General features: G+C 59.0%; 22 protein-coding genes and 2 riboswitches. Of the genes, 12 read left to right on the plus strand and 10 right to left on the minus strand.

Features of this window, described 5'->3' with window-relative positions:
* Window positions 1-57: 57 nt before the first annotated feature.
* Window positions 58-675, minus strand: a complete 618-nt coding sequence (locus ABJD00_RS16195; RefSeq protein WP_413832528.1) for an FMN-binding negative transcriptional regulator — start codon at window positions 673-675, stop codon at window positions 58-60.
* Between the two features lie 61 nt (window positions 676-736).
* A riboswitch (FMN riboswitch) is annotated at window positions 737-896 on the plus strand.
* Between the two features lie 80 nt (window positions 897-976).
* Here ABJD00_RS16195 and ABJD00_RS16200 point away from each other — a divergent pair.
* The gene (locus ABJD00_RS16200; protein WP_413832530.1) at window positions 977-1,417 is read left to right on the plus strand and encodes a 6,7-dimethyl-8-ribityllumazine synthase; all 441 of its coding nucleotides are present in this window, start codon (window positions 977-979) and stop codon (window positions 1,415-1,417) included.
* Here the strand turns inward: ABJD00_RS16200 and ABJD00_RS16205 are convergent.
* Genes ABJD00_RS16205 through ABJD00_RS16215 form a run of 3 tightly spaced genes read right to left on the minus strand, consistent with a single transcriptional unit; the run spans window position 1,406 to window position 4,603 of the window.
* Complete coding sequence (locus ABJD00_RS16205) at window positions 1,406-2,098, minus strand: ATP-binding cassette domain-containing protein (protein ID WP_413832532.1); 693 nt, start codon at window positions 2,096-2,098, stop codon at window positions 1,406-1,408. The two genes, ABJD00_RS16200 and ABJD00_RS16205, sit on opposite strands and share 12 nt — an antisense overlap.
* The gene (locus ABJD00_RS16210; RefSeq protein WP_413832534.1) at window positions 2,085-3,647 is read right to left on the minus strand and encodes a thiamine/thiamine pyrophosphate ABC transporter permease ThiP; all 1,563 of its coding nucleotides are present in this window, start codon (window positions 3,645-3,647) and stop codon (window positions 2,085-2,087) included. The genes ABJD00_RS16205 and ABJD00_RS16210 overlap by 14 nt, the downstream gene beginning before the upstream one ends.
* A complete protein-coding gene (locus ABJD00_RS16215) occupies window positions 3,623-4,603 on the minus strand; it encodes a thiamine ABC transporter substrate binding subunit (protein WP_413832536.1) in 981 nt (326 codons plus the stop codon). The genes ABJD00_RS16210 and ABJD00_RS16215 overlap by 25 nt, the downstream gene beginning before the upstream one ends.
* 39 nt (window positions 4,604-4,642) lie before the next feature.
* Window positions 4,643-4,743: riboswitch (TPP riboswitch) on the minus strand.
* 220 nt (window positions 4,744-4,963) lie between these two features.
* Here ABJD00_RS16215 and aroC point away from each other — a divergent pair.
* The gene (gene aroC, locus ABJD00_RS16220; protein WP_413832538.1) at window positions 4,964-6,064 is read left to right on the plus strand and encodes a chorismate synthase; all 1,101 of its coding nucleotides are present in this window, start codon (window positions 4,964-4,966) and stop codon (window positions 6,062-6,064) included.
* Here the strand turns inward: aroC and ABJD00_RS16225 are convergent.
* Window positions 6,061-6,642 (minus strand): TetR/AcrR family transcriptional regulator, encoded by a 582-nt coding sequence (locus ABJD00_RS16225; protein WP_413832540.1) that lies wholly within the window; start codon window positions 6,640-6,642, stop codon window positions 6,061-6,063. The two genes, aroC and ABJD00_RS16225, sit on opposite strands and share 4 nt — an antisense overlap.
* A 146-nt stretch (window positions 6,643-6,788) precedes the next feature.
* On the opposite strand from ABJD00_RS16225, the gene ABJD00_RS16230 reads away from it, so the two are divergent.
* On the plus strand, window positions 6,789-7,181 hold the full coding sequence (locus ABJD00_RS16230; RefSeq protein WP_413832542.1) for a DM13 domain-containing protein: 393 nt from the start codon (window positions 6,789-6,791) through the stop codon (window positions 7,179-7,181).
* 42 nt (window positions 7,182-7,223) lie between these two features.
* Window positions 7,224-8,165, plus strand: a complete 942-nt coding sequence (locus ABJD00_RS16235) for a DMT family transporter (protein WP_413832544.1) — start codon at window positions 7,224-7,226, stop codon at window positions 8,163-8,165.
* Here the strand turns inward: ABJD00_RS16235 and ABJD00_RS16240 are convergent.
* Together ABJD00_RS16240 and ABJD00_RS16245 are read right to left on the minus strand one after the other, a co-directional pair.
* Window positions 8,162-8,503 carry a nuclear transport factor 2 family protein gene (locus ABJD00_RS16240; RefSeq protein WP_413832546.1) on the minus strand — a complete coding sequence of 114 codons (342 nt, stop codon included), beginning with the start codon at window positions 8,501-8,503 and terminating at the stop codon, window positions 8,162-8,164. The two genes, ABJD00_RS16235 and ABJD00_RS16240, sit on opposite strands and share 4 nt — an antisense overlap.
* A 4-nt stretch (window positions 8,504-8,507) precedes the next feature.
* A complete protein-coding gene (locus tag ABJD00_RS16245; protein ID WP_413832548.1) occupies window positions 8,508-9,374 on the minus strand; it encodes a branched-chain amino acid aminotransferase in 867 nt (288 codons plus the stop codon).
* Between the two features lie 155 nt (window positions 9,375-9,529).
* On the opposite strand from ABJD00_RS16245, the gene ABJD00_RS16250 reads away from it, so the two are divergent.
* Genes ABJD00_RS16250 through ABJD00_RS16280 form a run of 7 tightly spaced genes read left to right on the plus strand, consistent with a single transcriptional unit; the run spans window position 9,530 to window position 15,427 of the window.
* Complete coding sequence (locus tag ABJD00_RS16250; protein WP_413832550.1) at window positions 9,530-10,042, plus strand: MarR family winged helix-turn-helix transcriptional regulator; 513 nt, start codon at window positions 9,530-9,532, stop codon at window positions 10,040-10,042.
* Window positions 10,039-10,740, plus strand: a complete 702-nt coding sequence (locus ABJD00_RS16255) for a response regulator (RefSeq protein WP_413832552.1) — start codon at window positions 10,039-10,041, stop codon at window positions 10,738-10,740. Before ABJD00_RS16250 ends, ABJD00_RS16255 begins: the two co-directional genes overlap by 4 nt.
* Window positions 10,741-10,743: 3 nt before the next feature.
* Window positions 10,744-11,682, plus strand: coding sequence for a histone deacetylase family protein (locus ABJD00_RS16260; RefSeq protein WP_413832554.1), 939 nt, complete (start codon window positions 10,744-10,746; stop codon window positions 11,680-11,682).
* The gene (locus ABJD00_RS16265; RefSeq protein ID WP_108836683.1) at window positions 11,679-11,921 is read left to right on the plus strand and encodes an exodeoxyribonuclease VII small subunit; all 243 of its coding nucleotides are present in this window, start codon (window positions 11,679-11,681) and stop codon (window positions 11,919-11,921) included. The genes ABJD00_RS16260 and ABJD00_RS16265 overlap by 4 nt, the downstream gene beginning before the upstream one ends.
* A 3-nt stretch (window positions 11,922-11,924) precedes the next feature.
* The gene (locus ABJD00_RS16270; RefSeq protein ID WP_413832556.1) at window positions 11,925-12,791 is read left to right on the plus strand and encodes a polyprenyl synthetase family protein; all 867 of its coding nucleotides are present in this window, start codon (window positions 11,925-11,927) and stop codon (window positions 12,789-12,791) included.
* 9 nt (window positions 12,792-12,800) lie between these two features.
* Window positions 12,801-14,729 (plus strand): 1-deoxy-D-xylulose-5-phosphate synthase, encoded by a 1,929-nt coding sequence (dxs, locus tag ABJD00_RS16275; protein WP_413832558.1) that lies wholly within the window; start codon window positions 12,801-12,803, stop codon window positions 14,727-14,729.
* A 38-nt stretch (window positions 14,730-14,767) separates the two neighbouring features.
* Window positions 14,768-15,427 carry a hypothetical protein gene (locus ABJD00_RS16280; RefSeq protein ID WP_413832560.1) on the plus strand — a complete coding sequence of 220 codons (660 nt, stop codon included), beginning with the start codon at window positions 14,768-14,770 and terminating at the stop codon, window positions 15,425-15,427.
* Here the strand turns inward: ABJD00_RS16280 and ABJD00_RS16285 are convergent.
* Window positions 15,424-16,281, minus strand: a complete 858-nt coding sequence (locus ABJD00_RS16285; RefSeq protein ID WP_413832562.1) for an SDR family oxidoreductase — start codon at window positions 16,279-16,281, stop codon at window positions 15,424-15,426. The genes ABJD00_RS16280 and ABJD00_RS16285 overlap by 4 nt on opposite strands.
* A gap of 76 nt (window positions 16,282-16,357) precedes the next feature.
* Here ABJD00_RS16285 and ABJD00_RS16290 point away from each other — a divergent pair, with 76 nt between their 5' ends.
* A complete protein-coding gene (locus tag ABJD00_RS16290; protein WP_413832564.1) occupies window positions 16,358-16,984 on the plus strand; it encodes a class I SAM-dependent DNA methyltransferase in 627 nt (208 codons plus the stop codon).
* A 26-nt stretch (window positions 16,985-17,010) separates the two neighbouring features.
* Here the strand turns inward: ABJD00_RS16290 and ABJD00_RS16295 are convergent, their stop codons facing one another.
* Both ABJD00_RS16295 and ABJD00_RS16300 read right to left on the minus strand, forming a co-directional pair.
* Window positions 17,011-18,042, minus strand: a complete 1,032-nt coding sequence (locus ABJD00_RS16295) for a sterol desaturase family protein (RefSeq protein WP_413832566.1) — start codon at window positions 18,040-18,042, stop codon at window positions 17,011-17,013.
* Window positions 18,032-18,787, minus strand: a complete 756-nt coding sequence (locus ABJD00_RS16300) for a class II aldolase and adducin N-terminal domain-containing protein (RefSeq protein ID WP_413832568.1) — start codon at window positions 18,785-18,787, stop codon at window positions 18,032-18,034. Before ABJD00_RS16300 ends, ABJD00_RS16295 begins: the two co-directional genes overlap by 11 nt.
* Between the last annotated feature and the right edge of the window lie 127 nt (window positions 18,788-18,914).

Genomic DNA, 18,914 nt, shown 5'->3' on the forward strand with positions numbered 1-18,914 from the left:
GGGTCCCTTTCCGGTTGGGCGGACCGTAGCAGAGCATCAGGCCCTGTCCAACGGGCCCTATTTGGCCCCACGCATGAGAGCTGCCAGCGCGCGCGTCTCGTTGCCCATCCCATAAGCATCCATGTAATCCGCCGCGCGCAGCCGGACATCATCGGGTTTGTTTTGGTTCAGCTTCCACGTGCCATCCACCTTTTCGATCTTCATCCGGCAGGGCACGATCTGCCGCATCATCTTGTCCAGCACCTCAGGTGTCATCTTGTCAGTTTTCCAAGGGGCCTTGGGCGTCAACTGGTCTTCAAAATGTTTGGATTGGCGATCCAGAAGGTCCCGCATTTCTTCGTGTGGGCGCAGTTCCAGAGTGCCGGTCAGATGCACGGCGACATAATTCCACGTAGGCACCTGATCGGTCACCTCATACCAGTCGGGCGAGACATATCCATCCGGCCCACTGACGGCGATCCGCGCAGGAAGCGGGGTCTTCAACGCGCGGGCAATCGGATTCGAGCGGACAAGATGCAGATGCAAATGGCTCGCATCCTCATCAATCAGGAACGGCACATGCGCCATCACTGGGCCAGCATCATGATTTATAGCCAAAATGCCAAAGGCACGCTCGCGCGCAAAGGCAATGTTGTCCTGCGCTGTCTGGTCATGAAACACGGGGTTTGGATGCATGGTTCTGGTCCGTCCTACGTCGCGTCCCTCTTGCCTTGGGACGTGCAACTTGGCAACCTGATGCTGTTCTCAGGGCGGGGCGAAATTCCCCACCGGCGGTATGCAGGCCCAAATCAACTGGTGATCTGCCAGCCCGCGAGCGCCTCGCCTTGGGCGAGGGTCCAGCAGATCAGGTGAGAGGCCTGAGCCGACGGTCATAGTCCGGATGAAAGAGAACGTGCAGTTGCCGCACCCACATGGGTGCGCGTCGTTGTGCGCAATCGCCTTGGGTGTGAAGTGTCTGAACCTAAAGGAGATTGTAATGACACACACCCGCTTCGCCTTCGTCAAAGCCCGCTGGCACGCCGATATCGTCGACTGTGCCTATCAGGGTTTTACCGAATTGATCCTACCGTCTCAGGTCGATGCTTATGACGTTCCCGGCGCTTTTGAGATGCCACTCATGGCTCAGACCCTTGCCGAGTCGGGGCGGTATGACGCCGTTATCTGTGCCGCCCTCGTAGTGGACGGCGGAATCTACCGGCATGACTTTGTCGCCTCCGCTGTGGTGGATGGTCTTATGCAGGTTGGCTTGAAAACCGGCGTACCGGTTCTGTCAGTGTCTCTGACACCGCACCAGTTTCAGGAAACTGACCATCACAAGACGATCTATGCAGACCACTTTGTGACCAAGGGACGCGAGGCCGCGCAAGCCGCACTTGGCATCCTCGACACACGCAAGGCTTTGCGCTCAGCGGCCTAGATAGGCGCGCAAAGCAGGGGGCGGGTTTGACATGACCTCGGACACCGGCTGGGGCGGTTCAATCTGCCCCTCGTCCACAAAGATCACCTGATCTGCCGCCCGTTCCGCGTCTTCGGGCGCGTGGGTGATCATCAAAACGGTCGCACCGGTATCGCGTGCCACCTTGCTTGTCAGATCCAGCATTTCCCCCCGCAGGGCCGGGCCAAGGGCGGCAAAGGGTTCATCAAGCAACAACAGCGGCTTGCCTTGTACCAGCACGCGGGCAAGGGCCGCTCGGCTTTGCTGCCCACCAGAGACGTCGCCCGGTTTGCGGGCTTCAAACGCAGCCAATCCAACCTGACCAAGGGCCTCGGAAACGCTTGCCCGTTCGCCATTGGTCAACCGCAAGGACGGGCGCAAGCCCAGCCCGACATTCTGTGCCAGCGTCAGGTGCGGAAACAGGTTCCCGTCCTGAAACAGCATCGCGATGCCGCGCTGGTCAGGGGCGGCGTTGCTTACATCTTTCCCGCCCACGTTGATGCGACCCTCAGACGGGATATACCCTCCAATCGCCCCAAGTAGGGTCGATTTTCCCGCGCCCGACGGCCCAATCACAGCGACTCGCTGACCTGCATCCACTTCGAAACTGGCCTGCAATGCAAAGCCGCCCAAACTGATCTTTAATCCTTCAACTTTCAGCATGTCGTCGCCCCCACGCATCGCACGCCCAGAACATCCCCAGCGCCAGTGTCAGCAGCAACAGGGCTGCTCCAGCCGCCGCGTCTGTCCGGTAGCTGCCCATCAACCGGTACATCTGCAATGGCAGCGTTGCGCGATCCCCGTCCGCAAACAAGGCCACAACGCCCAGATCCCCGACCGACAGGGCGGCCGCCAAGCCAGCGGCAAAACCCAGTGGGGCGCGAACACGCGGCAGCACGACAATGCGCCACAAGGCCAAACCAGAGAGACCCAAGCCCGCGCTCAGCCGTCCGTATTCCGCGATCACCTGTCGCATCGCAGGCATCAGGATACGCACTGCAAAGGGCAGGGACATCATCGCATTGACCAGTGCCGTTACGATCAGCGCAAACTGTGTTGGCGCGGCAAATGGATTGATCAGCATGAACCACCCCGTCCCAATCATCAGCGGAGAGGCGGCAAGGCTGACAAGCGTCAACGCCTCCGCCCCGCCCCGGCGCGTTTGTGCCAGCCACATCGAGATAGGCAAGGCCAGCGCAACAAGCACCATGGTGCTGAGTGCCGCGACCCACGCGGACGTCCAGGCCGCAGACCAGATCTGCGACGGCATCTGGCCCAATCCGGCGAGCCCGGAGGTCGCGATCGCCCCCAGCGGCACCAGTAAAAACGTCGCCGCCAGACCGATCCACATCGCGTCCAAAGCGCGCAGCCCCGCTCCGCGCGCATCCCAACGCCGCACCGGGCGGTCGCGGCCCATTTGCACCGCGATAGGTGGCAGCATCCACAACGCCGCCACCGCCGCTGACCCGGCCACAACCAGTTGTAAAAGGCTCAGCATCGCGGCGCGGCCCAGATCGAACTCAAAGCGGAAGGCCTGATAGATGGCCAACTCGATCGTCGTGGCACGCGGCCCGCCTCCCAACGTCAACGCCACAGCAAAGCTGGTCAGGCAGATGACAAAGATCAGGGCAAAGGCCCCCGGCACAACCTGCCGCAAAACGGGCCACTCCAGCGTGCGAAAAACGACCACAGGGGGCAAACCCAACTGCCCGGCAAGGCGAAACTGCTCCGATGGGATCGCCTGCCAACCTTGCAGGATCAGGCGCGTGGCCAAGGGCAGATTGAAAAACACATGGGCCAGTACGACGCCGTTCAGCCCATAGATGGACAGGGGCGGCAATCCGAACAGCCCCAGCCCCTGGCTGACCCATCCGGACCTGCCAAACACAACGAGCAGGCCCATCACGGCCACAATCACCGGCAAGATAAACGGTGCACCCAGCAAGGTGACCAAAAGCCCCCGCCCGACAAAACGGCGTCGGGCCAGAGCGCGTGCCACGGGAATGGCAAACACTACGCTGACCAAGGCCGACAGAAATGACTGCCAGACTGTAAAACGCAGCGCTGCCCAATCCGCGACACCGAATGTCACGGGCCATTGGGCCTTTGACGCCACGGCGGCCAGCGCCGCGATGATCAGAAAGAATACCGATCCCGCCGCGACTGGCCCCGTGAGCGTCGAAGTTTTTATTGGCTGAGAGTGGCGCGCCATGTCTCGATGGCCTGTGCCTGCACCTCTGCCGCTTCAGTTTCCGAATAGAACAGCACCTTTTCCGGCAGGGGCAATTGCGCCCAACCTTTGGGCCACTGATCCTCTGGCAACGCCGAAGGCAGCGACCAGTTGGCTGTCGGGATCAACGTCTGGAAATCTGTGCTCATCACGTAGGCCATGAAGGCATCGGCCAGTTCAGGTTGGTCCGTGGCAGCGACTTTGCCCACGGTTTCGGCCATGAAATAGTGACCCTCAGGGAAGATCGCAGCTTTTTTGGTGAAATCCTCTTCAGCGAACATGTGATAGGCGGGTGAAGTGGTATAGCTCAGAACCATATCCGCCTCACCATCGGTGAACAGACCGTAGCTGGCCGACCAATCCTTGGTCACCGTCAGGATCTTGGGCGACAACTTTGCCCAGGCGTCCGCAGCCTTGTCTCCGTAGACCGCTTGCACCCACAACACGAGCGCAAGGCCAGAGATAGATGTGCGTGGGTCCTGAATGACGATCTTGATGTCGTCGTCCATGGCCAGCAGGTCTTCGAAGCTGGCCGGAGGCGTATCGATGCGGGTTTCGTCATAAATGAATGCGGTGTGGCCATAGTTGAAAGGCAGGAAAACCTCGTCATCCCATTCGATCGGCAGGGTCAGGGCGCTGTTGTCTTGCCCGTGCGGGGCAAACAATTCAGTGGCGCGTGCCTTGGCGGTGACGTCGGTGGTCAGACCAATGACCACATCGGCCTTGGTCCGCGCGCCCTCAAGCAAAAGGCGCGGCATCAGATCGCCCGTGGAAAACTCCAGATCGCACTCGCAGATTTCTTCGAAACCCGCTTCGATCTTGGGGCCCGGACCCCATTCGGAGGTAAAGTAATCCCCCGCATACACAGTCAGAACGGGCGTCTCGGCCCAAGCCACGCTCGCACACAGCGCCGCGGCAGTCGTCATCAGATACTTCATCGCATCCTCCAATAAAGAAAGACGGCGGGAAATAGGTGTTGGGATGATCCAAACCTTCCCTCCGCCGGTGTTAACCGGTTCAGGTTCAACGGGTTCGCATCATTGCATCTCAGCTGTCGCCAGCACCCCGAGGTAAAAAGAGGTATAGGAGGGTGCCCACGAAACGGCAAGCACCCGAGGAGCGACACTCAGCCACGGTCTCTTATGGTAGTGATCGCGGTACGACCCGTCATAGCGCTTGACCCGTTTGTTGGACCCGTAAGGGTAAGGATCAGCACCCAAGCCACGATTCCCCAACGGACTTGGCAACGGACAGTCCGCAGCGTATGTCCCGCGTGGTCGGTTTTCGGAGTACACTTCATGTCGTTCAACACATTTGGACATCTTTTTCGCGTGACCACATGGGGCGAAAGCCATGGGCCTGCGCTGGGCGCGACCGTGGATGGGTGCCCTCCCGGCGTGACGATCGACGAGGACATGATTCAAACATGGCTAGACAAACGCAAACCCGGCCAAAACAAATACACGACACAACGGCGTGAACCCGATGCGGTGAAAATCCTGTCCGGGGTGTTTGAGGGCAAGACAACTGGCACACCAATCCAGTTGATGATCGAGAACACCGACCAACGTTCCAAGGACTATGGCGATATCGTCGAAAAGTTTCGGCCCGGTCATGCCGATATCTCCTATTGGCAGAAATACGGGATCCGCGACTATCGCGGTGGCGGGCGGTCTTCGGCGCGGGAAACCGCGTCGCGCGTGGCGGCCAGCGGCGTGGCCCGCGCAGCCCTTTCCCATCTCGCACCCAAGGTCGAAATCAAGGGTTACATGACCCGCATGGGGGCACACGAGATTGATCGTGCGAACTTTGATTGGGACCAGATCGATCAGAACCCGTTCTGGGTGCCGGATGCAAAGGCGGCCGAGACATGGGCCGAGTATCTGGATGGGTTGCGCAAATCGGGATCGTCCGTAGGCGCCGTGATCGAAGTCGTCGCCCGCAACGTGCCTGCAGGTCTGGGCGCACCGATCTACGGCAAACTCGACACTGATCTGGCCGCCGCGATGATGTCCATCAATGCCGTCAAAGGCGTCGAGATTGGTGAAGGTATGTCGGCGGCCATGCTGACGGGTGAATTGAACGCTGACGAGATCACGATGGGGTCTGATGGGCCAGAGTATCCCTCGAACCACGCTGGCGGCATCCTTGGCGGTATCTCAACCGGACAGGACATCGTGGTGCGATTTGCAGTCAAACCGACCTCGTCCATTCTGCAAACCCGCAAGACCATCACCAAAGCGGGCGAACCTGCCGAGATCATCACCAAAGGGCGACATGACCCTTGCGTGGGCATCCGCGCCGTACCCGTGGGCGAGGCGATGATGGCTTGCGTGGTCCTTGACCACCTGCTGCTGGATCGTGGTCAGACAGGTGGTGTGCGCGGGGCGATCGGTTAAGACAACAAAACGCCAACCGAACGGACCACATTTTCAAGCGTTGCCTCATCAATGCGCGCACGTGCCATGGTGCGCAGCCCCACATACTGAGAGATCAGCATATCGGCGAGCGCGCCGCGCGCGTCGTCTGACATGTCCTTGTGTTTGGGTGAGGCCTTGAGTGCATCGTCAATTCCATCGCGCATCGCTCCAAGCCCTGCGGACACGGCTTGGGCAATTTCGTCGTCATACATGCTGGGGCCGGCAGCGGCGGTGCACAGCAAACAGCCACGCCGGTCTCCCTGTGTGACGGCGCGGTAAGAATTGGTAAACATCGTCTGAATACGTTCTGCCCCGTTGGGAATCGCAGGATCTGTCAACAGGGTGACACCGGCCTTCACGGCTTGGCCTTCGTAGTGGTCCAGCACTTTCAGAAACAGCGTCTTCTTGTCGGTAAACGCTTTGTAAAGACTTCCGCGGGTCAGGCCCATGCCGTCGAGCAAGTCAGGTAGGGACGCGCCCTCGTACCCATGGGTCCAAAAGACCTGCATAGCTTTGTCGATGGCTTGATCGGTGTCAAAGGAACGTGGGCGTGCCATGATGCTGTCTCCAAAACGGGCTTTGCCCTCTCATATAGCATTCGGAACTGTTTAGTCTATAATTCACATTAAAGTGTTTTGAACTGATCGGTTCCAAATTCTAAGTGTGGATCACAACCAAACGAACTCCGCAAAGGATCAACGACATGTTTAAAGTTCTCTCAACCGTCTTCGCCATCGCTTTGGCGGGCTTCATCGCATTCTCAAACGCCGCAGATGCGGGTGCCGTCGCATCCGGTACGTTCACAGGCGCATCAGATCACATCACAACAGGTGGCGTCGAGGTCATCAAGAACGACGATGGCAGCCACACTGTTGTCCTTGGCGCCGACTTCAGCCTTGATGGCGCACCCGACCCGCGCGTCGGGTTCGGCAAAGATGGCAAGTATGACAAGGCCACAGGCATGAGCCTGCTGAAATCCCTGAGCGGCAAGCAGTCCTTTACCGTGCCTGCAGGTGTGGACCCCGCCGATTTCAATGAAGTCTACATTTGGTGCCTGAAGTTCAACGTGCCATTGGGTGTTGCCGCGATCAACTGACACCTTGCCACCTGACACGGAACCCTTCATGAGTTCGGCAACATGAAAGCACCCACGACCCAAAACAAACCCGGCACCGCCATCGGCCTCAAGCTGACGGCGGTGTTTTTGTTCATGGTCATGGCCGCGATGATCAAAGAGGCAACGCAGTCTGTGCCTGCCGGGCAGGCGGTGTTCTTTCGTTCTTTCTTTGCCATGCCAATCATCATGATTTGGATCTGGCATCGGGGTGATTTGCGTCAGGCGCTGGTGCCTGTGAACCTGATGGGTCACATATGGCGCGGACTGTTTGGCACCACTGCGATGGCGCTGACCTTTGCAGGTCTGGGTTTGCTGCCCCTGCCCGAAGTGACAGCGATCGGGTATGCCACGCCGATGTTCACCGTCATTTTGGCGGCAGTTATGCTTGGTGAAACCGTGCGCCTGTTTCGGATCAGCGCGGTCGCCCTTGGCCTTGTCGGGGTAATGATCGTGATCTGGCCTCGGTTGAGCGTGGACGCCGATACGCTGGGCACGGCAGGCACGATTGGCGCGTTGATGGTTCTCGGGGCCTCGATCCTGCGCGCGCTGGTGCAAATCCACATCCGCACGCTGGTCAAGACAGAGCACACCGCCGCAATCGTGTTTTACTTTTCACTCACGGCGACGATTCTCAGCTTGCTGAGCCTGCCCTTTGGCTGGGTGATCCCGTCGGCGTTTGATGCAACCCTGCTGATCGGGGCCGGTCTTGTCGGCGGTGTGGCGCAAATCCTTGTCACCTCCAGCTATCGGTTCGGGGGGGCGTCGATGCTTGCGCCGTTCGACTATGCATCGCTGATCTTTGCGGCAATCATCGGGTACTTCGTCTTTGCCGAAGTGCCGACGTTGAACATGGTGGCCGGTGCAGCGCTGGTCGTTCTGGGCGGCGTGCTGATCATCTGGCGCGAACGGCAGTTGGGAATGGACCGACGCAAAGCGCGTCAGGTGACCGATCCCAAAGGTTAGGGGCGATGACAGGCCGAAGCCTCCACCACCAGTCCATCCGGACCAAAGCGCAATGTTTCAGCCGCCAGCACATCGCGGTGATTGCGGTACGCAATCACCAGCATGCCATGCCCGTGCAGAACATCGACAACCACAAAGGACAGGTCGGGTTGTTCGGCCAATGCTTTGGCCCAATAGGCGCGTAACGCGTCCTTGCCGTGCAGCTCGCCACTTCCGGTCAGTCGCACTGCCTTGTGCGAGCGAAAGATAATGTCACTCGAATAGTGGGCCAGAATGCGATCCAGGTCGTGGGAGTTCCAAGCGGCCTCCCACGCCTCGGCAAATGCATCGAAATCCATTCAGTTAGCTGCGCACCAGTGTCTCGTACCCTTCCGCGATATCGCGTGCGATGGCACCAACTTCAAAGTTGTAGTCCGCAATCTGACCAACAGGCGTCACTTCAGCTGCCGTACCGGTCAGCCAGCACTGTTCGAACCCTTCAAGTTCGTCAGGCATGATGACGCGCTCGTGCACTTTGATCTGCCGGTCTTCCAGCATCCCGATGACGGTTTGGCGGGTCAGGCCATTCAGGAACACATCCGCCTTGGGGGTGTGAACCTCTCCATCCTTAACGAAGAAGATGTTGGCCCCGGTGCATTCGGCGACATAACCGCGGTAGTCCATGAACAGGGCGTCGGAGCAGCCCTTGGCTTCTGCCGCGTGTTTGGAGGTGGTGCAGATCATGTAAAGGCCGGCGGCCTTGGCATGTACAGGCGCTGTCTCGGGTGACGGGCGTTTCCATTTGGCGATGTCGATCTTGGCGCCTTTGAACTTGGCATCCCCATAATAGCTGCCCCATTCCCACGCCGCGATGGCCAGATGAACAGGGTTGCGGGCAGACGCGACACCCATGTCTTCACCAGCACCACGCCACGCCACCGGGCGCACATAGGCATCCGTCAGACCGTTCGCGGTCAGCACTTGCTGCTTGGCGGCTTCGATTTCGTCCACCGTGTAGGGGATTTGAAAGTCTAGTTCATTGGCAGAAAAGTGCAGACGTTCAGAGTGTTTGCGGCTGAGAAAAATCTTGCCGTTATACGCGCGCTCACCCTCAAAGACCGAGCTGGCATAGTGCATGGCATGAGTCAGGACATGGACATTGGCCGTGCGCCAGTCGACGATTTGGCCGTCCATCCAGATTTTTCCATCACGATCATCATAGCCAGCCATGTCAGCCTCCGTAGTTTGCGAAAATTGCGCATGTAGGTCCGTTGTGGACATAAAGTTGCGCAAAACCTGCGATTCGATATCGCTTCGCTCTTGGAATGTCAACAAGGCTGACTTAAACTGCCTGCAAAACGACCAAGAGTGAAACGGGGGGAAGCATGGCCGACGGACGCCCAAGTGCCGCGATCAGTGGGGAAAACCTGCTGTTCCTGACAGATGAACAATTGCGTCAGGGGATCGAAGCGATGTTCTTTGCGTATCGCGGGTTCACCGCTGATCCGGACCGTATCCTTACAGACATGGCATATGGGCGCGCCCATCACCGTGCGATCCATTTCATCAACCGTGCTCCGGGCACGACCGTGAACAACCTGCTCAACATTCTTGGGGTGACCAAGCAATCGCTGAACCGGGTCCTGCGCACTCTGATTGCCGATGGACTGGTGGAAAGCCGCGTAGGCCGCATCGATAAGCGCGAACGCCACCTCTACCTCACTGATGATGGTCGCTTGCTTGAAGGAAGGTTGTCAGACGCCCAACGGGCTCGAATGCGCGCGGCGTTCCGCGATGCAGGACCGGAGGCGGTGGCAGGATTCCGGCAGGTCCTCGAGGCGATGATGGACAGCGAAATGCAACGCGCTTACACACGCCTCAAGGAGAGCGGCACATGAGTACATTCGATGCCCATCTGCTGATCGTGGATGATGACGAGCGGATCAGATCGCTTTTACAGAAGTTTCTGATGCGCAATGGGTTTCTGGTGACGGCTGCGCGCGACGCCGAACATGCGCGACGCATTCTGGCAGGACTTGATTTTGATCTGATCGTACTGGACGTCATGATGCCGGGCGAGGATGGGTTGAGCCTGTGTCGCGCCCTGCGCGAAACCCACGCCACCCCGATCCTGTTGCTGACAGCCAAGGGCGACACCGAAAACCGGATTGAGGGGTTGGAGGCTGGGGCGGACGATTATCTGGCCAAACCTTTTGAACCCAAAGAGTTGCTGCTGCGCATAAACGCCATCCTGCGCCGGGTTCCGGAAATGGACGAGGCCGAGGCGACGCCAAAGATCCTGACACTCGGCCCCATCCGCTACGACATGGAACGCGGTGAGATGTGGCTGGGTTCGGACCTTGTGCGCCTGACCGCCACTGAGATGCAGTTGATGAAGCTGTTTTCGGCCCAGCCCGGCGAAGCCATCAGCCGCGCCCAACTGGTCGAGGATCTGGGCCGTGACCGAGGACAGGCGCAAGAACGGGCCGTCGATGTGCAGATCACCCGCCTGCGCCGCAAAATCGAAACCGACCCCAAGCAACCCCGCTACCTCCAAACTGTGCGCGGGGCGGGCTACATGCTGGCGCCGGATTAAGCCATGACAACCGCTCTTCTGACCCATGCCGACGGTTTGTTGCATGTCACCCCGACCGGGATGCCCGAACAGGTCGCGCGGCTTGCCTACATACAGCGTGCGCTCGAGGATCTCGATGTGGTGCGTGTTGATCCGCCTTTGGCCAGCGACGCCTCCATCGCTCTGTGCCACCCTCAAAGCTATATCGATTTTGTCCGATCCAAGATGCCGACAGACGGCTTTGCAGGGTTGGACCGCGAAACGGATGCCGAAACCTTTTTGTCGCCCACTTCCGAGAGCGCCATCTGGCGCGCAGCGGGCGGCGCGATAAAAGCTGTGGATATGGTGCTGGACGATGAGGTGACCAATGCCTTCGTCGCCATGCGTCCACCCGGACACCACGCAGAACAGAAACTGCCCATGGGCTTCTGCATCTTTGGCAATGTCGCAATCGCTGCCAAACATGCGCTTGAGGTGCATGGGCTCAGCCGGGTCGCGGTTGTCGACTTTGACGTACATCACGGTAACGGGACTCAGGCTTTGTTGCAGGACGACCCGCGTGCGCTTGTGGTGACATCCCAGCAAATGCCGCTTTGGCCTGGCACGGGCGAGGCCTCTGATCGCGGCCCGCACGGGACGGTTCTCAACATCCCACTGGCCCCCGGAACCGATGGAGCGCACGCCATTGCAGAATATGAACGGCTGGTCTTGCCTGCACTGATCAAGCATCAACCCGAATTGATCTTGATCTCCGCCGGGTTCGACGCCCATCAGGACGATCCGCTGGCGCAGCTCAACTGGTCCGTAGATACCTATTCCACTCTCACCGATATGCTCACAAAAACTGCACAAACCCTGTGCGAACGCCGGGTGGTATCGGTGTTGGAAGGCGGCTATGATCTCGACGCGCTGGCGCTGTGTGCCCGCGCCCATGTCCAATCGCTGATGAAGGCCGCACAATGACAGACCGCCCCGTAGACGAGATGAGCTTTGAAGAGGCGATGGCCGAATTGGAACAGGTTCTGGGCCAGCTGGAACGCGGTGACGTGGCGCTGGATGCTTCCATCACGCTTTATGAACGTGGCGCGGCCCTGAAGGCGCGGTGCGAGACCAAGCTGAAAGAGGCCGAAGAGAAGGTTGCCGCCATCACACTCGACGGCGACGGAAATCCCACAGGTCTGAAACCGGTTAGCGACCTCTAAGTCGTGTTCCAAGAGCACCTAACCGAGGCGGGCCGTGCCATTCAGGCGCAGTTTGACGCTGTCCTTGCGGGACTGGGTGATCTGCCGGTGATCCACGCCATGGCGCATGCAACGCTTGGTGGCAAACGTCTGCGCGGCTTCATGGTGCTGGAAAGCGCGCGATTGCATGGGATCGACCCAAACACGGCCATCTGGCCCGCAACCGGGATCGAGGCCTTGCACGCCTATTCGCTTGTGCATGATGATCTGCCCTGCATGGACGATGACGACCTGCGGCGCGGTGCGCCCACAGTCCACGTCAAATGGGACGAGGCAACGGCGGTTCTGGCCGGGGACGCGCTGCAAACGCTGGCCTTTGAATTGGTCAGCCACCCGCTTGTCGGCTCTGGTGACGTGCGGGCTGATCTCGCACTTTCACTGGCACGCGCGTCCGGTGCACAAGGCATGGTTCTCGGACAAGCACTCGACATCGCTGCCGAAACTGCCTCCGACCCGCTTAAACTCGACGAAATCACCACCTTGCAGCGCGGCAAGACCGGCGCGCTGATCGAATGGTCAGCAACCGCTGGCGCCCGCATGGCTGAGGCCGATCTTGGCCCCCTACAATCCTATGCCCGCGCCCTTGGTCTTGCGTTTCAGATCGCCGACGATGTGCTGGACGTGACCAGCGATGCTGCAACAATGGGCAAGGCGACAGGCAAGGACGCAGACGCAGGCAAAGCCACGTTTGTTTCCCTACTGGGCCTAGACGAGGCGAAACGCCGCGCAGATGCGCTGGTGACGGAAGCCTGTGATGCCTTAAGTGTATATGAGGGGAACGCAGACATATTGCGGGACGCCGCCCGCTTTGTTGTGACCCGTAAGACGTGAAAGACAAACATGACTGACGCCCCCAAAACCCCGCTGCTGGATACGGTTCAACGCCCTGCTGATCTGAAACAGTTCTCAGACTCCCAGCTGCGCCAGATCGCAGACGAAGTGCGGGCCGAAACCGTGTCTGCCGTGTCTATGACGGGCGGGCACCTCGGCGCAGGCCTCGGCGTTGTTGAATTAACCGTTGCGTTGCACGCCGTTTTCGACACCCCACGGGACAAACTGATCTGGGATGTGGGCCACCAGTGTTACCCCCACAAAATCCTGACCGAACGGCGCGACCGTATCCGTACTCTTCGGATGAAGGATGGCCTGAGCGGGTTCACTAAACGATCGGAGTCGCCCTACGACCCGTTTGGCGCTGCGCATTCATCCACATCGATCAGTGCCGCACTTGGATTCGCCGTTGCCCGTGATTTGGGTGGTACCCCGCCTGAGGGCACAGGCGATGCGATCGCTGTGATTGGCGACGGGTCGATGAGCGCGGGCATGGCCTACGAGGCGATGAACAACGCGGGCCACCTCGGCAAACGCTTGGTCGTGATCCTGAACGATAACGAGATGTCGATTGCACCGCCCGTTGGCGCGATGTCGTCCTACCTGTCCCGCCTCTATGCTCAGAACCCGTTCCATGAATTAAAGGCGGCGGCCAAAGGAGCGGTCAGCATGCTGCCCGAACCCTTCCGAGAAGGGGCGAAGCGAGCCAAGGAAATGCTCAAGGGCATGGCCGTGGGCGGTACGTTGTTTGAAGAGTTGGGGTTCAGTTACCTTGGCCCCATGGACGGGCATGACATGGACCAACTGCTACCCGTTCTGCGCACAGTCAAAGAACGCGCAACAGGCCCCATCCTGATCCATGTGCTGACAAAAAAGGGCAAGGGATATGCCCCGGCCGAAACGGCACGGGACAAAGGCCACGCTACGGCCAAGTTCGACGTGCTCACAGGGGCGCAGAAAAAGACGCCTTCGAACGCGCCCAGTTACACGAAGGTGTTCGCGGAACATCTGATCAAAGAAGCGAAGGCCGATGACAAAATCTGTGCGGTAACGGCGGCCATGCCGGATGGTACTGGCCTGAACCTGTTTGCTGAACGCTATCCGAGCCGTTGTTTTGACGTTGGGATTGCCGAGCAGCATGGCGTGACGTTCTCCGCGGCCCTTGCGGCCGGTGGGATGAAACCGTTTTGCGCTATGTATTCGACGTTTCTGCAGCGCGGTTATGATCAGGTGGTGCATGATGTGGCTATCCAACGTCTGCCTGTGCGCTTTGCCATCGACCGCGCTGGGCTTGTGGGGGCGGATGGGGCAACCCATGCCGGGGCGTTCGACGTTGCGTATCTCTCCAATCTGCCGGGTTTCGTCGTGATGGCAGCAGCGGATGAGGCAGAGCTTGCACATATGGTTGCAACAGCCGCAGCGCATGACGATGGCCCAATCGCCTTCCGCTTTCCCCGTGGCGAAGGGACGGGCGTCGAGATGCCGGAACGCGGAACTCCGATCGAGATTGGCAAAGGGCGCATGATCCGCGAAGGAAAAGGCGTGGCGATCCTTAGCTTTGGCACCCGCTTGTCAGAGGTTGAAAAGGCCGCCGAAAACCTGACCGCCAAGGGGATAACGCCGACTGTGGCCGATGCGCGATTTGCAAAACCGCTGGACTGCGAACTGATCCTTGAACTAGCCAGCACCCATGATGCCCTGATCACCATCGAAGAGGGTGCAGTGGGCGGTTTTGGCAGTCATGTCGCACAGCTATTGGCGGACGAGGGAGTGTTCGACCAAGGGCTCAAGTTCCGCTCGATGGTACTGCCAGACACATTCATCGATCAATCCAGCCCGGCGGATATGTACGCCGCTGCGGGCATGAACGCTGAACAGATCGAGACCAAGGTGCTGAGTGTGCTTGGTATCGCGTCTCTCGGAGAAGCACGCGCCTGACTCTTGCGTGCGTGCGCAAGTTGCGCCACGCTGAGACGATGGATATCCAAAGTCGCCCTGTCCTTTACTACCGCTGGATCGTTTTTGTCTTGGCCGCAGGATACTGTCTGTACCAGATGCTGTTCGGTCAGTGGACTGGGCCGGGCGGTCCATTTCGCTACCTAACGATATGGGCGCTGTTCCTGTCCTTCTTCTCGGCCAGCAGGATGCTTGCGCGCACCGAAGGGCGGATCACCAGGTCCCACGAGGTGACGGCGATGTGCGCGGCTGTGCTGAACGTCATGGTCGTTTTCCTTTATTGGCGGCTTTACCTGACGGACCCGGCGCTGGTGAACAATGGCGACCCGATTGTGTGGTGGCTGGAATACTACCTGCATGGACTCGGGCCTGTGTTGCAGATCATCGATGCATTGTTCATTGCGGCCGTGTTTCGCCGGGTGTGGCGGGCAGTATTGCCCCTGATGGTGATCATCGCGGCCTATGTTGCGTGGGCCGAATTCTTTGTGCAACGGTTCAATGAACGACCCACGGGCAGCGTGACCAGCGGCCTGCCTTATCCCTTCCTTAACAACATGGAATTGCCAGAACGGGCGATGTTTTATGCCGTGAACGCGGGAACGGCGCTGGGTCTCCTGGTTGTCTTTGGCCTGCTTGGCGCTGCCATATGCCGGGTTAAGGGCGCGCGCATGGCGGCCTAATCCGTTTCTTGTGCCAGCAAGGCGGCCAATCCTTCGCGATAAGTTGGATAAAGTAGTTTTACCCCCAGCTCGTCCTTGATCCGATCATTTCTGACCCGCTTGCTTTCGGCATAGAAACTGCGTGCCATGGGGGTCATGTCCGCTGTCTCGAAATCCAGAGCGGGGGGCAGGGGCAGGCCCAGAAGTTCGGCGGTGTGCCCGATCACGTCCTGTGGTGGGGCGGGGTCATTGTCGCACACATTGTATATGCCCCCCGGATTGGGTTGGGCGATGGATGCGGCGATCACTTGGGCGATGTCGTCCACATGGATCCGTGAAAAGACCTGCCCATCCTTTATGATCCGACGTGCAGTGCCGCTGCGCACCTTTGCAAAGGGACCACGGGCAGGTCCGTAAATGCCAGCCAGTCGAAAGATATGCAGGGGCAGGCCCGGGATGGCCGCCCATTCGGCTTCGGCGTCGACCCGCCAAAGCCCACGTTTGGTTGCCGGGGTCAGTGCGGCGTTTTCGTCGACCCAACCGCCTTGGTGGTCGCCATAAACGCCTGTGGTAGACAGGTACCCTACCCATTCAAACGAAGTTGCGTGCGCCGCGATCTGTGCCCCGACGTCGCGCAACACAGGGTCTCCTTCGGCGTCCGGTCCGGCGGAAATCAACAGGTGCGTGGCTTCGGCAATGGCCGCACCGACATCAGAGCCGGGAAAAATCGCGGGTTCTATACCTGAGGCTGCCAGAGCCTCGGCCTTTTCCGCACTGCGCGTGGTCCCAATGATCCGCCATCCTTGTGGCAAAAGCAGATTGGTCAACGCGCGCGCCGAAAACCCGTGGCCGAAGGAAAGAAGCGTTTTGGTCATGGTCCATAGGTGCCAACTGACGCAGCATTCGACAAGCCCCTTGCCAACAGTGTCCGCCCTTTGCCTAATTGGTGATATGAGTGAAGAACTGAGCGCCAACATCGCCTACACCCTAAAGACGCCCGAAGACTCGGTGCGACTGTATCGAAAATGGGCAGAGACTTATGACGAGACCTTTGCAAAGGCGACGGACTATGTCCTGCACCTTGAGGTCGCGCGCCATTATGTGCTGATGGGCGGGTTCGGGCCTGTGCTGGATGTCGGTGCGGGGACAGGATTATGCGGTGAGGCGTTGCGCGAGCGCGGGATTGGTCCGGTGGATGGTACAGACATATCGCCGGACATGCTGAAGGTCGCAGCCGGAAAAGGCGCATACCGGAACTTGTTCAAGGGCGACCTGCTGGCTGGGCTTACCCTTCCAGAGGGCCTCTATCAAGGTGCGGTGAGCTCGGGCACATTTACCCACGGGCATGTCGGTCCACAGGGGATTGATACGGTGCTGGACTCCGTCCGTCCCGGTGGCTGGATTGTTTTGGCCGTCAACGCGCGGCACTACGGCGCCGCAGGGTTCGCCGCCAAAATAGATGAATTGCAAGCGCGGATCATAGATTTCAGCGAAACCAAAGTCCCAATCTACGGGCCTGCATCAACTGGTCCGAACGCTGGCGACACATCGCTGTTGCTGACCTTCCGCAAAGTCTAACGCTGCGGGCGCACTTTGATGGCGCATTAAGTGTACATTTGCTTCTTACGCGCCCGGGCCTCTTCCGTCGCGCGGCCAGTGCCATCGTGATAGCTGCCGAACCAGCGATCCCATGGCATCTCGACAGTGCCATAGTTGCACTCGAAATAGCGGTGATGCAGCTGGTGAAAGAAGACACCCATGTGCAGCTGGTTGTTGTCCTTTACCACCAATTCTTCAAAGCCCGAATGGGAAAAGACAGGGTGCGTCGACTGGACGTAACCATGAAACATCACGTGCAGTGGGTGGGATGGAACCACAAGGTGAATGGCGAAATTGGTGTAAAACAACAGATGTTCGACCGGGTGCATAGCTATGCCGGACCAGGGGCCAACGTTTACATTGCGATGGTGTAAGGCGTGCGCCAGCTTGTACAGCGGTGGCCAATGCAGCGCGCGGTGTACCCAGTAAAAGTGAAAACTGGACCAGATCGGAATCAGAACGAAGGCCGCGATGAACCAGACCGGATTGTCCGGGAACAGCATTGATGGAGCAAAGCCGTTCGCCATCATCCAGAACACGCCGATCTGCGCCGCGCTCCACAGTGTGATGCCGCTGGCGATATGCCAGAACATATTATCCAGCACCTGATTGTTAAAGGTGAAGGACCCGTTGTTGCGGTTCTGGTCGCGCGGGTCGAACTTGGTTTTGTCACTTTGGCCTTTGGACGTGATCAACCAGCAGTGCAGTGCACCTGCGATCAGGCATTGCGGCACAAGGTTTGCCAACCAAACGCGCATCATCCATCCGGGTTGAAACGTCTGCATCGCTTCAAGCGGCGGCAGGATCAGGAAATACGCACCCAACGCCAACACAAGGCACAGAGTTGTGGTCGAAATTTCGAACCAGAAAGCCGCATACCATCTGAGAATCGCAGCAGGCCTAGGCGGCCATTGGAACAGCGGGTTCTGCGCGATGGGTGTCGGGGGGCGGTGGTTCCAGCGCCCGGCTTCTTTGACCTCGGCCGGATCAACATCGGTTGCCCGATCTGCTTCGGCCATATCGAGGTCAGCTGGCATAGTTTGACCCTTCTTCGTCGAGGATCGCCTTGAGTTCGTTGAGGTGACGTTCGTCCTGTTCAGGGTATTCCTCAATCTCCTGAGCGGTCTTTTCGGCGATGTCGCTGGGGATCATGCGCAAGGGTTTGCCGGTTTGCAGCGCCAGAAGATAGGTCTGGCAGGCCCGCTCGAAATAGAACATCCGGTTGAAGGTATCGGCGACAGTATCACCCAGAACCATGATGCCATGATTGCCCATCACCATGACTTTCTTTTTGGGGTCATCCATCAGCGTGGCACAGCGCTCGCCCTCTTCCTCGAATGCTAGCCCTCCATAGTTTTCGTCTACCACAACGCGGTCAAAGAACATGCACCCGTTCTGATCGACGGGGGGGAGGGTGCTGTCGGCAAGCGCCGCAAGGGCTGTCGCGTATGGCGAGTGCACATGCATCGCACAGCGCGCGTGGGCGCAGAACTTGTGCATACCGCCGTGCAGCCCCCACGCCGTTGGGTCGGGCGCATCGGGCCCTTCCATCGATGCCGGGTCATTTGCATCTACGACGATCAGGTCAGACGCCTTGATGCGGGAAAAGTGCATCTGGTTGGGGTTCATCAGGAATTTGGTGCCATCGTCATTTATCGCGAGAGAAAAATGGTTGGCCACTGCTTCGTGCATGTTCAGGCGTACGGTCCAGCGGAAGGCGGCGGCAAGGTCAACGCGCTCCTGCCAGTGGTCCATATTGGGGCGGATATTGGTGACGGTCATGGCGTTTGGCTCCCTACAGCTTTGCTTGTAGGTTGCATGAAGTGCGGGTCGCACTTCAACTCCAAAGGCTGTTCCAGATACGACATTTCATATTGCTAGAACCATCAGCTGATCCGGCGCATTTGGT

The organism is Tateyamaria sp. (genome assembly GCF_039945315.1).
Taxonomy (GTDB): domain Bacteria; phylum Pseudomonadota; class Alphaproteobacteria; order Rhodobacterales; family Rhodobacteraceae; genus Tateyamaria.